Source organism: Mycobacterium sp. NTMscope_MAC_269 (assembly GCF_976985695.1).
In genome coordinates this window covers 4,123,997-4,138,426 of sequence record NZ_OZ335668.1, presented here as the reverse complement: position 1 = coordinate 4,138,426, position 14,430 = coordinate 4,123,997, and the positions used below count along the sequence as shown (strand labels likewise).

Genomic DNA, 14,430 nt, shown 5'->3' with positions numbered 1-14,430 from the left:
GCCCGCCGGTTAGCGCAGATCCCAGACCTGCAGCGGGGTTCCCTCGGGCACCTCGACGACGTCTTCGGGGATGTCGAGCAACCCGTTCGCCGACGCCAGCCAGCGCAGGTGGTGCGAGGCCGGAGGGCCGTAACTGGTGACCGAGCTCGCGTCGTCGCTGAGCACCGCGCGCCGGAACTGCCGCTTGCCCCGCGGCGAGGTCAGCGACTCGGCGAGGACGGCCGAGCGGTGGGGCCGTTCGGGATCCGGCAGGCCCATGGCCGTGCGCAGCGCGGGCCGGATGAACACCTCGAAGGACACCAGCGCGCTGACCGGGTTGCCGGGCAGCGTGACGATCGTCGCGCCGGCGACCCGGCCCACGCCCTGCGGCATGCCGGGCTGCATGGCCACTTTGACGAATTCCACGCCCTGGTCGCCCTCGCGCCCGAAGGCGTCCTTGACCACCTCGTAGGCGCCGGCGCTGACGCCGCCGCTGGTGATGATCAAATCCGAGTCGGCCGCGTACTGGTCGATGACCGAACTGAATTGGGCCACATCGTCTTCGGCGGTCGCGACGGCGACCAGTTCGGCGCCCGCATCCCGAACCGCTCCGGCCAGCATGATCGAGTTGGACTCGTAGATCTGTCCGGGCTGCAGCGCGGTCCCCGGGGTCACCAACTCCGATCCGGTCGAGATCACCAACACCCGCTGGCGCGGGATCACCGACAACGCGGCGATGCCCAGCGCGGCGGCCAGGCCGAGCACGGCCGGCGTCACGACCTGGCCCCGGCGCAGGACGGTGGTGCCGGGGGCGACGTCCTCGCCCGCCCGCCGGATGTGCTTGCCCGCCTCGCGGGGCTCGCGGATCGACACGACGTCCACGCCGCCGTCGGTGGCCTCGACCGGGACGATCGCCGTCGCGCCCGCCGGCAGCGGGGCGCCCGTCATGATCCGGTGCGCCGTCCCCGGCTGCAGCGTCAGCTCGTCGGTGCGCCCGGCCGGAATGTCCTCGGCCACCGGCAACACCACCGGGTGTTCCGAAGTCGCGGATGACGTGTCCTCGGCGCGCACCGCGTAGCCGTCCATCGCGGAGTTGTCGAAGACCGGCAGCGCCAACTGCGCGACCACGTCCTCGGCCAGGACCAGGCCCTGGGCTTCGGCCAGCGCGACCGAAGCCGGTGGCCGGGAACGAATCAACTCGGTGACGACACGCTGATGTTCCGCGACTGATCGCATCGGGGCCATTATCCGCGCGTCAGACCGGGAAGCTGACGCCGGTGAGCTCTTCGGAGACGGCCCACAGCCGGCGTTGCAGGTCCGCGTCGTGGGACTGGGCGCTGGACTTGACGAGCTTCGGGTGGCCGCGCTGCTCGAGGAAGCCGTCCGGTCCGAAGTACTGTCCGCCCTGGACGTCCGGATCGGTGGCGGCCCGCAGCGTCGGCAGCGCGCCCATGGCCGCGCTCTGGAACAGCACCGGGCCCAGCGCGGCCGCGGCGGGCCGGAAGATCGCCGGCAGGTTGCGGGTCAGCTCGGTGTTGGAGCCGCCGGGGTGCGCGGCGACGGCGATGGTCTTCGCGTCGGGCGTGGCCGCCAGCCGGCGCTGTAGCTCGTAGGTGAACAGCAGGTTGGCCAGCTTGGATTGCCCGTAGGCGGCGATCCGGTCGTACCGGCGTTCCCACTGCAGGTCGTCGAAGTGGATCGCGGCGCGCAGCCGGTGGCCGAGGCTGCTGATCGTCACCACCCGCGAGTCCCGGACGGGGAGCAGGTGGTCGAGCAGCAACCCGGTCAGCGCGAAGTGGCCCAGATGGTTGGTGCCGAACTGCAATTCGAACCCGTCCGCGGTGACCTGCTTGGGCGTCCACATCACCCCGGCGTTGTTGATCAGCAGGTCGATGCGGGGGTAGGCCGCGCGCAGCGCGTCGGCGGCCGAGCGCACCGCGTCCAGCGACGTCAGATCCAGCTGTTGCAGCGTGACATCTACTTCTCGGGAGCCCTGGCCCCCGGCAGCGACGATGCGCGACAGCGCCGCGTTGCCCTTCTCGAGGTTGCGCACCGCGAGCACAACGTGGGCGCCGCGGTGGGCGAGCACGGCGGCCGCCTCATACCCGATGCCGGTGTTGGCGCCGGTGATGACGGCGACGCGGCCGCTCTGATCCGGGACGTCGCCGTCCGACCAGGTGCGGTTCTCTTTGTCGTTGGAAGCCATGGCCCAAAACATACTCATCCGGACCCGATGCCGCCGGGTGGGCGAGGCCCAGCAAACCGCCGCGGCGATGCCGTCCTTGCCGTCACAGATGCTGGGGTTTCGACGGCGACCTGAGGGGTCAGACCCAGTAGTTGTCGTGGCGGACGAACCACTCCCGGCGTTCTTCGTCGGTCATGTCGGCCAGCGCCGCGAACCCTTCGAAGTAGGCCTCGCGGGGGGCGCCCGGCGCGAACAGCATCAGGATCGACGCCGGCTCGTCGGCTTCGTTGCGGAAACCGTGGACGCCACCGGGTGGGACGTAGAGAAAGTCGCCCTGGTGGCCGTCGGCCCATTCGGTGCCGTCGTAGAGCTTCATCGTCCCGGACAGCACGAAGAAGGCCTCCGACATGGCGCGGTGGAAGTGGGCCGGGGGTCCGCCGCCGGCCGGGGCGATGTCGACGCGGTAGAGGCCGTAGTCGCCGGCGGTGTCTTGCTGGTTGGCCAGGTAGTGGTATCGAACCCCGGATGTTTCGTAGTCCGGGGGCTGGTCGGCCCGCTTGAGCCAGGCGCTGATCTCCGGCTCTTCCTTGGTGTAGCGGGCCGGCGGGTAGGGCGGCACGACGAGGGACATGGCTCCAGTGTGCGCATAGCATCGCGTGGATGGAGGCCGCCGAGGAAGTGCGCGTGGAACGGCTGTTGGACGCCGAACGCAAAGCGGCGCAACTGTTCGACGAAATCGAGCGGCGGGCCATGATTCGCCCCGGCATCGGGGAGAAGGCGCTCTCCGACGAGATCCACCATCTCGCCGGAGAGATGTTCGGGGTGACCCGCCACTGGCATCGCCGGATCGTGCGCGCCGGGGAGAACACGCTGCAACCGTTCCACGAGCGCCCGCCGGAACGGACGATCGTCGACGACGACATCGTCTTCCTCGACCTGGGGCCCATCTTCGAGGAGTGGGAGGCCGATTTCGGCCGGACGTTCCTGCTGGGCGACGACCCGCACAAGAAGGCCGTCCGCGATGCGCTGCCCCGGGTGTGGCAGGCCGGCCGCGATTACTTCGCCGGCCATCCCCACGTCACCGGCGCCGAACTGTTCGACGTTGTCGTCGGGGCGGCCCGTGCGGAGGGCTTCGAGTGGGCCAGCCGCATCGCGGGTCATCTGGTCGGCGAGTTCCCGCACAAGAAGATCGCCGGTCCCGGCATCGAGTGGTACATCATGCCCGGCTCGGACAAGCGGATGCGCCGGACCGACCCGCGCGGGCGCATCTGCCACTGGATCCTCGAGATCCATCTCGTCGACCGCCCGCGCGGCTTCGGCGGCTTCTACGAGCAGCTGCTCGACCTGCCCTGAGCGGCTCCTTCGTCCGTCCTTCTTCTTGCACTCGGCATAGGCGAGTGCTAAGAATGACTTGGCACTCACGACCAGTGAGTGCTAGGTCGGGACGGTGAGGCCTGGGCCGCGTCAGCGGGAGACACCCACAGGCCGTCCGTCGCGGGCACTGCGCCCGGCCACAGCGTCCAATGGGGCGAACCGACAACGGTCGCCCCGTGTGTCACCCCATATTTCGGAGGAATCACTTCGCAATGGCCAAGACAATTGCGTACGACGAAGAGGCCCGTCGCGGCCTCGAGCGGGGGCTCAACGCCCTCGCCGACGCGGTAAAGGTGACGTTGGGCCCCAAGGGTCGCAACGTCGTCCTGGAGAAGAAGTGGGGTGCCCCCACGATCACCAACGATGGTGTGTCCATCGCCAAGGAGATCGAGCTGGAGGACCCGTACGAGAAGATCGGCGCCGAGCTGGTCAAGGAAGTCGCCAAGAAGACCGACGACGTTGCCGGTGACGGCACGACGACGGCCACGGTGCTGGCCCAGGCGTTGGTCCGCGAGGGCCTGCGTAACGTCGCCGCCGGCGCGAACCCGCTGGGCCTGAAGCGCGGCATCGAGAAGGCCGTCGAGAAGGTCACCGAGACCCTGCTCAAGTCGGCCAAAGAGGTCGAGACCAAGGACCAGATCGCTGCCACCGCTGCGATTTCGGCGGGCGACCAGTCGATCGGTGACCTGATCGCCGAGGCGATGGACAAGGTCGGCAACGAGGGCGTCATCACCGTCGAGGAGTCCAACACCTTCGGCCTGCAGCTCGAGCTCACCGAGGGCATGCGGTTCGACAAGGGTTACATCTCGGGCTACTTCGTCACCGACGCCGAGCGTCAGGAAGCGGTCCTCGAGGACCCCTTCATCCTGCTGGTCAGCTCCAAGGTGTCGACCGTCAAGGACCTGCTGCCGCTGCTGGAGAAGGTCATCCAGGCGGGCAAGCCGCTGCTGATCATCGCCGAGGACGTCGAGGGCGAGGCTCTGAGCACCCTGGTCGTCAACAAGATCCGCGGCACCTTCAAGTCGGTGGCCGTCAAGGCCCCCGGCTTCGGTGACCGCCGCAAGGCGATGCTGCAGGACATGGCCATCCTCACCGGTGGTCAGGTCATCAGCGAAGAGGTCGGCCTGTCGCTGGAGAGCGCCGACGTCGCCCTGCTGGGTAAGGCCCGCAAGGTCGTCGTCACCAAGGACGAGACCACCATCGTCGAGGGCGCCGGTGACTCCGACGCCATCGCCGGCCGGGTGGCCCAGATCCGTAGCGAGATCGAGAACAGCGACTCCGACTACGACCGCGAGAAGCTGCAGGAGCGCCTGGCCAAGCTGGCCGGCGGTGTTGCGGTGATCAAGGCCGGGGCCGCGACCGAGGTCGAGCTCAAGGAGCGCAAGCACCGCATCGAGGACGCCGTGCGCAACGCCAAGGCGGCCGTCGAGGAGGGCATCGTCGCCGGTGGTGGCGTGGCCCTGCTGCACGCCACCCCGTCGCTGGACGAGCTGAAGCTCACCGGTGACGAGGCGACGGGTGCCAACATCGTGCGCGTCGCGCTCGAGGCTCCGCTGAAGCAGATCGCCTTCAACGGCGGTCTGGAGCCTGGCGTGGTGGCCGAGAAGGTCCGCAACTCGCCCGCCGGTACCGGCCTGAACGCCGCCACCGGTGAGTACGAGGACCTGCTCAAGGCCGGCGTTGCCGACCCGGTGAAGGTGACCCGCTCGGCGCTGCAGAACGCGGCGTCCATCGCGGGTCTGTTCCTGACCACCGAGGCCGTCGTCGCTGACAAGCCGGAGAAGGCCGCCGCTCCTGTCGGCGACCCGACCGGTGGCATGGGCGGCATGGACTTCTAAGTCTGAGCACGGGAAAACCCGGCCCGCTTCGCGCGGGCCGGGTTTTTTCGTGCGCGCCGAGGCTTTTTCGTGCGCGTCGCGCGTGAACTCACGGGGGAATTCGCGATTTTCCGCCTTGGCTGCACGTTCGGCGGTTGGGCCGCCGCGCCGCGGCATCGAGTGTGAGCTCATGGCTTTGAGTGTGAAGCCCGGGCTTTGAGTGTGAGCGTAGGGCGGGATTTTCGCGATTTTTCCGCCCTGTCTTCACACTCGATGCCCGGGCTTCACACTCGACGCCCAGGCTTCACACTCAAGGCCCGACACCCGCCTTGTACGTTTAGACGCGTGGCGCTTCCGACTCCCTCACCCACCAGCACCGCCGTTGTGACCGGCGCGTCGTCGGGCATCGGCGCCGACATCGCGCGCGAACTGGCCGACCGCGGCCACGGCGTGACGCTCGTCGCCCGCCGCGAAGACCGGCTGCGCGGTCTGGCCGACGAACTTGCCGGCCGGGTTCGCGTCGAGGTAATCGCCTGCGACGTCGCGGATTCCGCCGCCCGCGCCGGCCTGTTCAACGAGGTCGAGCGCCGCGGGCTGACGACCGACATCCTGGTCAACAACGCCGGCATCGGCACCATGGGCTCGGTGACGAAGATTCCCGTCGCCGACGAGGTCGCTCAGGTGCGGGTCAACGTCGAGGCCGTCATCGACCTGTCCACCCGCGCGGTTCAGCAGATGGTGCCGCGCGGCCGGGGCGCGATCCTCAATGTCGGGTCGACCGCGGGCTACCAACCCTTCCCCGGGCAAGTCGGGTACGCGGCCACCAAGGCGTTCGTCAACAGCTACACCCAAGGGCTGCGCGGTGAACTCGCCGGCACCGGCGTCACCGTCGCGCTGCTGTGTCCCGGCCCGGTGCGCACCGAGTTCGTGCAGAGCGCCGGCATGGACGAGCGAGACTTCGCCGACGCGTTCCCGAAGTTCATGTGGAAGCCATCGCGTGAGGTGGCGCGCGACGGAGTCGACGCGCTGGAGCGCGACCGGGGCACCGTGATTCCCGGGCTGCCCAGCCAGATCAGCACCCGCTTGTTTCAGTTCATGCCGCGACGGATCCTATTGCCGCTCCTGAAAAGTCAGCATCCGAGCCTCAAAAGAGACCGCTCAGCCCGCTGACCCCGGCCACGGCCGCATCCAGCCCTCCACCGGAAGCGCGAGCGCGTTGCACAGCGTGCAGATGGTGCGGTACCAGCCGACGGCCGTGAGCAATTCGATGCGCTGCTCGTCATCGAGGAAGCCGCCCAGCGCTTCCCACGTCGCCTCCGACCACGAGCCGGTGCGCTCGCACTCGTCGACCGCCGCGATCAGCGTCCGCTCGGCCGGGCCCCACCGCGGATCGTCGGGACCGGCTAACACCAGCGCATCGCACTCGTCGTCGCTGACACCGACGATCGGACCCCAGAAGGCGGCCTGCCCGCCCCACTCGTAGGCGCAACCCAGCAGCGCGCAGATCCGAAGGATGGCGATCGTCCGCGTCCGGGGCGGCAAAAGCGCTGCGGTGTAAAGGGATTCACCAAGCTTACGCAACCGGGAGGCCAGCGCCGGATGGCGCTGCAGGCACCGCACCAACAGCAGCGGTTCGTAGGTGCGGTCCGGGTGGCCCCAGCCGTTGATGCCGGCGGCATCCTCTTCGCTCCACGGTGGGGCAAGGGGTGCGACGCGGCTCACGGATGAGACTGTACGGCGTCAGGCCCGACGGCGGCGACCCGCTGCGCCCGGCTAGGCCGGCAGCGAGAACACAACGCAGTCGTGCAGGCAGCCCTTGGCCGCATCGGGGGAGTCGGCGTCGCGGTGCAGCAGCGCGCGCGTGGGCGCGACCGCGAGCCGGACGGCGTCGCCGCCCGAACCTTCGGGGGACACCTCGGCGGTGCCGTCGACGATCAGCGAGTAGCCGCCGGGTTCGGCCGGGGGCCACAGCAGGGTGACGTCGCGGCGCCGCGCCAGGTTCTGCTGCGTGCGGCCGCCGATGAGGCCGACCTCGAGGGTCTGTCCGCGCAACTCGGGTTCGACCGTCACAGTGTGCGAGCGGTAGTCGTCGTCGACGGTGATCAGGTACGCGTACGGGTAATCGGCGAGTGCGTCGGCCAGCGCCGGAAAATCGACCTTCTTCTTGCTGCGCATGATGTTCCAGGATAGGCGCGAACCGAGGCGGGCTTGCGCTATTGCGGTGCGGGGGGCGTGAGAAACCCGGCGATGCGCGACGTGTAGCCGCGGGCCACGGCGCCGGAACTGGCGGGGCGCGTCACGGCAGTGCTGGCGTTGGGGAATCCGAGGTTTTGCAGTACCTGATTCCAGGGCGGCAACTTGGCCACGGCCGCCGACGCGTCGGCGTGATACCCGAACATCGCCGCCACATCCGAGGCCCACATCTGGTCGTAGGCCGCCTCGATGTCGGCGATCGCGGGGGTGTTCTGGCCCAGATGATTGTTGGCCGCCAACGCCGACACCAAGGCCCGGTTGGCCGCCACCACCGCGGGCTGAACCGTGGCCGCCAGTGCCACCTCGAACGCCGTCGCGATGGCCGAGGCTTGGTGGGACACCTCTTCCGCCTGTGCGGCCGCCGCGCTGAGCCAGCTCACGTATTGGCTGGCCACGGTCATCATGGCGGCCGACGACGCGCCCTGCCAGGACCCGCTGGCCAGGTCCGACGTCACCGATGAGAATGACGACGCCGACGACGCCAGCTCCCCGGCCAGCCCGTCCCACGCCGCCGCGGCAGCAAGCAGCGGCCCGGGACCAGGACCGGAGAAAATTAGTGCCGAGTTGACTTCCGGCGGCAACCACGCAAAATGCGGGTTCGTCACGGGACCCAACTTAGCTGGTATATGCCACTTTTGGTGGCGTTATTGCAACGCCGCCGGACGGGGCTGACGGCCGCGCACCAACTTGCCCGGACGCGCGGCGGTGGGGACGCCATGTTCAGCGATGATTTCCCCGGACACAATCGTGGCGACGTACCCGTCCGCGGTCTGATCCAGGCGCCGCCCGCCGGCAGGCAGGTCGTAGCTGATGACCGGCTTGTGTAGCCGCAGCGCGGCGTGGTCGATGACGTTGAGATCGGCCTTGTAGCCCACCGCGATACGGCCGCGATCACTGAGCCCGGCGATGCGGGCCGGCACCGAGGTGAGTTCGCGAACCGCGTCGGGCACCGTGAACCGTCCGGACTTGCGGTCCCGCGCCCAGTGCGTCAGGAAGTACGTCGAGTAGCTGGCGTCGCAGATCATGCCGTAGTGCGCGCCGCCGTCGCCGAGGCCGAGCACCACGTCGTCGCGGTGCAGCAGCTCCCCGACGGTGTCCAGCGAGTTGCCCTGCAGGTTGCTGGTCGCGACCAACAGCATGGCGCGGCCGTCGTCGTCGAGCAGTCGGTCGTAGGCCTCCTCCATCGGTTCGACGCCCTTGGCCCGGGCGCGGGCGCCGATGCTGGTCGACGGGTCGGGCTCGTAGTCGGGGTCCTCGCCCAGCGGGTAGATCCAGTCCCACATCTGGGCGACGTACAGGATCGGATGGCCCTGGCCGGGCTTGTCGGCCAGGATGCGGGCGCGGACCTCGGGCTTGCGCATCTCGGCGACCCGCTCGGCCAGCGGCAGGTCGGCGATCTCGCGATAGCTGGGGTAGAGCACGAACGGGTTCGCCGACAGTTGCAGCCCGATGATCAACCCGATGGGTCGCGGCAACAGCTGCGCGGTGATGTCACCCCCTGCCGCGTTGGCCTTCTCGATCATGGTGATGGCGTCCGGCCACGACGGGTCGCCCGCGTTGGCGACGACGAGGGTGAAGGTCAGCGGCAGGCCGACGTCCTCGGCGACATCGAACACCGTCTGCAGCACGGGTTGGTAGCCGCCGGAGGGGATGTCGGGAACGAACTGCAGCAGGCCGCCGCCGCCGTCCACGACACCGCGGGCGATCTCCTCGATCTCCTCGCGGGCGGCGTCGTAACTCGGTATGGGCGAACCACTTTCGGTCTTGTGGATGGTCAGCCGAGACGACGCGAAGCCCAGCGCACCGGCCTCGATCGCCTCCTTGGCCAGCGCCCTCATCTTCGCCAGGTCGTCCGCGGTGGCCGGCTCGCGGTTGGCGCCGCGCTGGCCCATCACGTACACGCGTAGCGGCGAGTGCGGCAGGTACGCGGCCACGTCGATGTCACGCCTGCCCGCGTCGAGCGCGTCCATGTATTCGGGGAAGGTCTCCCACGTCCACGGCAGGCCGTCGGTCATGACGACGCCGGGGATGTCCTCGACGCCGGCCATCACGTCGACCAGGACGTCGTGGTCGGCCTGGCGGCACGGCGCGAAGCCGACCCCGCAGTTGCCCATCACCACGGTCGTCACCCCGTGCGCCGACGACGGTGTGAGCCGCTCCGACCAGATGGACTGGCCGTCGTAGTGGGTGTGCAGGTCGACGAAGCCGGGCGTGACCAACAGCCCGGTGGCGTCGATCTCGCGGGCGGCGGCGGCGCCGTTTATCGCACCGACCGCCTTGATGACGTTGTCGGCCACCGCCACGTCACCGACGTACGGCTCACCTCCCAGCCCGTCGACGATGGTGCCGTTGCGGATGATGAGGTCGTAAGTCATCCAAACAATCTACGACCGTGTCGGTGGGTCGTGCCAGGATCTTGTCCGTGATCGACCACGTGGGCATCAACTGCGCCGACTACGAGAAATCCCAGCGCTTCTACGACGCGGTGCTGGGGACGCTGGGCTTCTCCCGGCAGCTGGATGTGGGCCCCGCCGTCGGGTACGGCCGCTCGGGCAAACCGACCTTCTGGATCTCGGGCGCGCTGGCGGGGGCCAACCGCGAGGTCCACCTGGCGTTCGAGGCCGCCGACGAGGAGGCGGTGCGCGAGTTTTATCGGGTGGCCGTCGAGTTGGGTGCCGAGCCGCTGCACGCGCCGCGGCTGTGGCCCGAATACCATCCCGGCTATTTCGGCGCGTTCGTGCGCGACCCCGACGGCAACAACGTCGAGGCTGTTTTCCACCGCGCGCTCCCGTAGGGTCGCGAGTATGGCCAGCACCGACGATGCCGCCGTGATCCAAGACCTGCTGCGCGACGCGTTCACCCGGTTGATCGAACACGTTGACCAGATCACCGAGGGATTGACCGAGGAGGTGTCGACCTATCGGCCGACGCCGGACGCCAACAGCATCGCCTGGCTGCTCTGGCACAGCGCGCGGGTGCAGGACATCCAGCTCGCCGACGTGGCCGGGGTCGAGCAGGTCTGGCTCCGCGACGGCTGGGTGGACCGGTTCGGACTGGACCTTCCGCGCAACGATATGGGCTACGGGCATTCACCCGACGACGTGGCCAAGGTGAAGGCACCCGCGGATCTGCTGTCCGGCTACTACCACGCGGTGCACCAGCTCACGTGCGGCTACATCGACGGGGTGACCGCCGAGGAGCTGGCCCGCGTCGTGGACACCAACTGGGATCCGCCGGTGACGGCGAGCGCGCGTCTGGTGAGCATCATCGACGACTGCGCCCAGCATCTCGGGCAGGCCGCGTACGTGCGGGGGATTGCGTAGATTCGCAGGCGTGCGATTCGCGGCGAGCGTGCTGTTGTGGCTCACCACCACGCTTGCGCTGGCGGTGACGATTCCCGCGGCGTGGACGCAACTGCACGTCATTGACACCGGCGGCTACGCCGCGATGGCGCGCGCCGCGGCGACCGACCCGGACCTACAGTCCGCGATGGCGGCCGAATTATCCACGCGGGCAATGGCTCTCATCGCCGAACATGGCGGGGGCCGCTATCCCGTTGACAGCTCCGAAGTGCGGGACGCGGCCAGCGCGTTTACCGCCGGGCCGGCCTTTCCGCCGTTGTTCGCCCAGGCCAACCGTGCGGCGCACGGCTGGCTGTTCGGCGACCCGGGGGCCGGCGAGAACGCCAATCAATGGGCGGTCGACGTGGCCCCGATGCTCAACGACGACTCGATCCGGCCGCTGCTTAGCCAGCACAACGTGACGGTCCCGGCAAAACTGACTGTCCCACTGACGGTTTCGTTGCCGCCTGCGCTGGGCGAGGGGCGGCTGAGCCGGCTGTCCACCTGGGGGCCGTGGGTGAGCGTGGGGGCGGCGGCGTTGTGCGGTGTCTGTGCGCTGCTCACGCTGGCCGCCGCGCGCCGCCGCGGCAAGGCGCTGAGCAGTCTGGGGGTGTCCGCGCTGCTGGTCGGCGCGGCTGGCTGGGCCGGCCTCGAGGTCGCCCGCCGCTACATCGACAAGGCGCTCAACCGCACCACCGGCGACATCCGGCGCGTCGCTGAGGTAATGGTCGGGCACGCCGAAGCCGGTCTGCACCAATGGCTTAACGTCACGTTGCTGGCGGGCGCCACCTTGGTGGGACTCGGCGTGGTCGTCGCGATGGTGGGCAGTCTCTGGAAGAAGCCCTGAGGCGCCCGCTACCCGAACGTGAACGAGAACACCTGCAATCCCTTGCTGACCCGCATGTCCAGCTGGTCGCGGTGCGCGGAGTCGTTTGCGACGATCCGGTGCAGGGTGGGCGCTCCGCCGATCGGCGTCGCGGTGGTCTTCCCGTCGCGGGTCACGGTGAGCGTGCCGGTGCCGCCGACGACGGCGTAGACATCTTTCGCGGTGTAGTTGAGCCGGATGGCGGAGTCGTCGCCCTCGGCGGTGGCGCCCTGGTCGTCCAGCGTCCAGCGGCCCTGCAGGGCGAACCTGTCCTCGGCCAGGGTCGGCGGGAAGCTCAGCGCGACGGTCCCCGCCTTGTAATCGCCACTGCCGCCGTAGTTTCCGGCGCGCTCGACGCCGAGGTAGGTCTCGGGCGTGAGCCGGGTCTGCGGGGTGGTGTCGGCCGAATTCGTCGGTGCGGGCAACCGCGCGTCGGGATGGGCGTTCGCGAGCAACTGGCGGATCAGTTTCTCGGTGCCGTCGTAGTCACCCTCGCCAAACTTCGTGTGCCGCACTTGCCCGTTCGCGTCGATCAGGTATTCGGCCGGCCAGTAGAGATTCTGGAAGTTGTTCCACGTCACGTAGTCGTTGTCCAGGGCGATGGAGTAGGGGATGTGCAGGTCAGCGGCGCCGCTGGCCACGTTCTCGGGAACGCGCTCGAACGCGTACTCCGGGGTGTGCACCCCGATGACGAGGAATCCGGCGTCGTGATACCGCTTGTACCAATCGATTACGTGTGGGATCGCGCGCTGACAGTTGATGCACGAGTAGGCCCAGAAGTCGATCAAGACGACCTTGCCGCGCACCTCGGCGGGGTCCAGCGGTTTGCCGTCCGGGGTGTTGAGCCACCCGGTGACGCCGGCCAGGGCGGGCGCCGGCCCGCACTGTTGCAGTTCGGCCGAACCGCTGGAGCAGTCGCTCAGCGCGCCGTCGACGGTGGTGCCGGGCGCGCTGAGCTGCAGCCCGCTGCCGTGCTTCGGCTGCTGTACGGGGTTCAGGCTGCGCCCGATGTCGTTGGCTCCCAGCTTGTTCTGCATCGCGGTCGTGTAGTCGGGGACGGCCCGCTGGAGCATCGCGGGCAGGTTGAACACCAACGCCACGGCCAGCACGATCATCGCGATCCCGCCGGCGATCTGGATCGCACGCTGCCGTCGCCGGAACGCGGCGACACGCTCGGCGACCCGCCGCCCGGCCAGCGCGAAGGCCAACAGCGGCAAGGCATTTCCGAGGGCGAACGTCGCCGTCAGTACCAGCGCGCCGGGACCGATCGACGACGTTCCGCCGGCGACCACGATCGCGGCCAGCACCGGACCCGCGCACGGCACGTAGAGCGCGCCCAACGTCAGGCCGAGGCCGAAACCGTCCGCGTTGGCGCCGATCTGGCGCTGCGGGAGGTAGGCGAACGGCCGCTCGATCAGGTGTTGGACGGGCGGGAAGATCAGCCCAAGGCCGATGAGGGTCAACACCACCAGCGCCGCCCACCGGATCGCGTCCTGCGGCAGGTGCAGCGCCGTCAGCAGCGCGGAGCCGAGCAGCGTGGCCAGGCTGAAGCTGCACACCAGTCCCGCGATCACCAAGTAGGGGCGGGCCACGGAACTCAGGCGGCGGGCGTCGGCTCGGGTACTGCCCGCACCGGAGAGCAGGAGCACGGGCAGCACCGGCAGGATGCACGGCGAGATACCGGTGATCAGGCCGCCGAGAAACCCGATCAGGGCGATGGTCTGCACGCGCTATCTCCAAGGACGCGACGGGCGCCGGACGGTGAGCATGGTTCCACCTTTACCCGTGTGCGCCACCGGTGAGAGTGACCTCACGCAAATCACGCGACGTGCGTTATACAAATCACACGATGTGCGTTACGCTCAGCCGGTGGCGCAACTAACATTCCAGCGCGCCCGCACTGAGGAAAAAAAGCGCCAACGTGCGGAGGCCCTCGTGGAAGCCGCACGCTCGCTGGCGCTGGAAACGGGCGTCGCGTCGGTCACCCTGACCGCGGTCGCCAGCCGCGCCGGAATTCACTATTCGGCGGTGCGTCGCTACTTCACCTCGCACAAGGAAGTGCTGCTGCGCCTGTCCGCCGAGGGGTGGGTGCGGTGGTCGAATACCGTGTCGGACAAGCTCGCCGAGCCCGGCGCCAAGTCGCCGTCGCACATCGCCGGGACGCTGGCCGAGGCGCTGGCCGACGATCCGCTGTTCTGCGACCTGCTGGCCAACCTGCACCTGCACCTCGAACACGAGGTGGACGCGGAGCGGGTCATCGAGGTCAGGCGCATCAGCACCGCCGCCACGCGCTCGCTCGCCGATTCCATCGAGAGCGCGCTGCCCGAACTGGGGCGGTCAGGGTCGCTCGACATCCTGCTGGCCGCGTACTCGCTGGCGGCTACCCTGTGGCAGGTTGCGAACCCGCCGGCTGACCTCACCGACGTCTACGCCGAGGAGCCGGAAGTGGCTCCGCCGGAGTGGAATCTGGACTTCGCGACCGCGCTGACGCGCCTGCTGACGGCCACGTGCATCGGCCTTATCTCGGGATCGGAATGAACAGGAAGGGAGGCCGCGGCGCTGTGGCTTGGCGAACTGCAACCGGTGTAAACGGTCCCGAGGTGTCCGAGCGCCCGG

Annotated in this window: 14 protein-coding genes and 1 pseudogene; 7 read left to right on the top strand and 8 right to left on the bottom strand. The window is 69.0% G+C overall.

Translation table 11 applies throughout. From position 1 onward, the window contains the following. Positions 1-9: 9 nt before the first annotated feature. From moeA to ACZ50Z_RS19565, 3 genes are all read right to left on the bottom strand, one after another. On the bottom strand, positions 10-1,215 hold the full coding sequence (moeA, locus tag ACZ50Z_RS19575; RefSeq protein WP_464485016.1) for a molybdopterin molybdotransferase MoeA: 1,206 nt from the start codon (positions 1,213-1,215) through the stop codon (positions 10-12). Positions 1,216-1,234: 19 nt separating this feature from the next. After that, complete coding sequence (locus ACZ50Z_RS19570) at positions 1,235-2,185, bottom strand: SDR family NAD(P)-dependent oxidoreductase (RefSeq protein ID WP_464485015.1); 951 nt, start codon at positions 2,183-2,185, stop codon at positions 1,235-1,237. 118 nt (positions 2,186-2,303) lie between these two features. After that, complete coding sequence (locus tag ACZ50Z_RS19565; RefSeq protein ID WP_464485014.1) at positions 2,304-2,795, bottom strand: cupin domain-containing protein; 492 nt, start codon at positions 2,793-2,795, stop codon at positions 2,304-2,306. Between the two features lie 29 nt (positions 2,796-2,824). Here ACZ50Z_RS19565 and ACZ50Z_RS19560 point away from each other — a divergent pair, with 29 nt between their 5' ends. The 3 genes from ACZ50Z_RS19560 (at position 2,825) to ACZ50Z_RS19550 (ending at position 6,525) form a co-directional block, all read left to right on the top strand. Next, entirely contained in the window at positions 2,825-3,517 is a 693-nt protein-coding gene (locus tag ACZ50Z_RS19560; RefSeq protein WP_464485013.1) for a M24 family metallopeptidase, read from the top strand. Positions 3,518-3,750: 233 nt separating this feature from the next. Continuing rightward, positions 3,751-5,376, top strand: coding sequence for a chaperonin GroEL (gene groL, locus ACZ50Z_RS19555; protein WP_008261313.1), 1,626 nt, complete (start codon positions 3,751-3,753; stop codon positions 5,374-5,376). Between the two features lie 324 nt (positions 5,377-5,700). Further along, positions 5,701-6,525: an SDR family NAD(P)-dependent oxidoreductase gene (locus ACZ50Z_RS19550; protein WP_464485012.1), complete on the top strand. Its 825-nt coding sequence runs from the start codon at positions 5,701-5,703 to the stop codon at positions 6,523-6,525. On the opposite strand, the gene ACZ50Z_RS19545 is transcribed toward ACZ50Z_RS19550, so the two are convergent. The 4 genes and pseudogenes from ACZ50Z_RS19545 to ACZ50Z_RS19530 form a co-directional block, all read right to left on the bottom strand. Continuing rightward, the gene (locus ACZ50Z_RS19545) at positions 6,514-7,077 is read right to left on the bottom strand and encodes a carboxymuconolactone decarboxylase family protein (protein WP_464485011.1); all 564 of its coding nucleotides are present in this window, start codon (positions 7,075-7,077) and stop codon (positions 6,514-6,516) included. The genes ACZ50Z_RS19550 and ACZ50Z_RS19545 overlap by 12 nt on opposite strands. Before the next feature lie 51 nt (positions 7,078-7,128). Further along, positions 7,129-7,530 carry a pyridoxamine 5'-phosphate oxidase family protein gene (locus tag ACZ50Z_RS19540; protein WP_464485010.1) on the bottom strand — a complete coding sequence of 134 codons (402 nt, stop codon included), beginning with the start codon at positions 7,528-7,530 and terminating at the stop codon, positions 7,129-7,131. Between the two features lie 62 nt (positions 7,531-7,592). Continuing rightward, positions 7,593-8,213, bottom strand: a pseudogene (locus tag ACZ50Z_RS19535) (PPE family protein); the annotation flags it as partial. A 39-nt stretch (positions 8,214-8,252) separates the two neighbouring features. Then, positions 8,253-9,983 carry an N-acyl-D-amino-acid deacylase family protein gene (locus tag ACZ50Z_RS19530; protein ID WP_464485009.1) on the bottom strand — a complete coding sequence of 577 codons (1,731 nt, stop codon included), beginning with the start codon at positions 9,981-9,983 and terminating at the stop codon, positions 8,253-8,255. Positions 9,984-10,030: 47 nt separating this feature from the next. Here ACZ50Z_RS19530 and ACZ50Z_RS19525 point away from each other — a divergent pair, with 47 nt between their 5' ends. From ACZ50Z_RS19525 to ACZ50Z_RS19515, 3 genes are read left to right on the top strand one after another with little or no spacing between them, the layout of a single operon-like run. Beyond that, complete coding sequence (locus ACZ50Z_RS19525) at positions 10,031-10,402, top strand: VOC family protein (protein ID WP_464485008.1); 372 nt, start codon at positions 10,031-10,033, stop codon at positions 10,400-10,402. Between the two features lie 10 nt (positions 10,403-10,412). Further along, the gene (locus ACZ50Z_RS19520) at positions 10,413-10,931 is read left to right on the top strand and encodes a mycothiol transferase (RefSeq protein WP_464485007.1); all 519 of its coding nucleotides are present in this window, start codon (positions 10,413-10,415) and stop codon (positions 10,929-10,931) included. Positions 10,932-10,941: 10 nt separating this feature from the next. After that, a complete protein-coding gene (locus ACZ50Z_RS19515) occupies positions 10,942-11,796 on the top strand; it encodes a hypothetical protein (RefSeq protein WP_464485006.1) in 855 nt (284 codons plus the stop codon). Positions 11,797-11,804: 8 nt separating this feature from the next. Here ACZ50Z_RS19515 and ACZ50Z_RS19510 read toward each other — a convergent pair whose 3' ends face one another. After that, a complete protein-coding gene (locus ACZ50Z_RS19510) occupies positions 11,805-13,541 on the bottom strand; it encodes a cytochrome c biogenesis protein CcdA (RefSeq protein WP_464485005.1) in 1,737 nt (578 codons plus the stop codon). A gap of 124 nt (positions 13,542-13,665) precedes the next feature. Here ACZ50Z_RS19510 and ACZ50Z_RS19505 point away from each other — a divergent pair, with 124 nt between their 5' ends. Next, positions 13,666-14,352: a TetR/AcrR family transcriptional regulator gene (locus tag ACZ50Z_RS19505; RefSeq protein WP_464485004.1), complete on the top strand. Its 687-nt coding sequence runs from the start codon at positions 13,666-13,668 to the stop codon at positions 14,350-14,352. The last annotated feature ends 78 nt before the right edge of the window (positions 14,353-14,430 follow it).

What these genes read in the sequence shown, in the direction of transcription:
- moeA (WP_464485016.1), bottom strand. Translation starts at nt 1,215, where the DNA reads ATGCGATCAGTCGCGGAACATCAGCGTGTCGTCACCGAGTTGATTCGT.
- ACZ50Z_RS19570 (WP_464485015.1), bottom strand. Translation starts at nt 2,185, where the DNA reads ATGGCTTCCAACGACAAAGAGAACCGCACCTGGTCGGACGGCGACGTC.
- ACZ50Z_RS19565 (WP_464485014.1), bottom strand. Translation starts at nt 2,795, where the DNA reads ATGTCCCTCGTCGTGCCGCCCTACCCGCCGGCCCGCTACACCAAGGAA.
- ACZ50Z_RS19560 (WP_464485013.1), top strand. Translation starts at nt 2,825, where the DNA reads ATGGAGGCCGCCGAGGAAGTGCGCGTGGAACGGCTGTTGGACGCCGAA.
- groL (WP_008261313.1), top strand. Translation starts at nt 3,751, where the DNA reads ATGGCCAAGACAATTGCGTACGACGAAGAGGCCCGTCGCGGCCTCGAG.
- ACZ50Z_RS19540 (WP_464485010.1), bottom strand. Translation starts at nt 7,530, where the DNA reads ATGCGCAGCAAGAAGAAGGTCGATTTTCCGGCGCTGGCCGACGCACTC.
- ACZ50Z_RS19530 (WP_464485009.1), bottom strand. Translation starts at nt 9,983, where the DNA reads ATGACTTACGACCTCATCATCCGCAACGGCACCATCGTCGACGGGCTG.
- ACZ50Z_RS19520 (WP_464485007.1), top strand. Translation starts at nt 10,413, where the DNA reads ATGGCCAGCACCGACGATGCCGCCGTGATCCAAGACCTGCTGCGCGAC.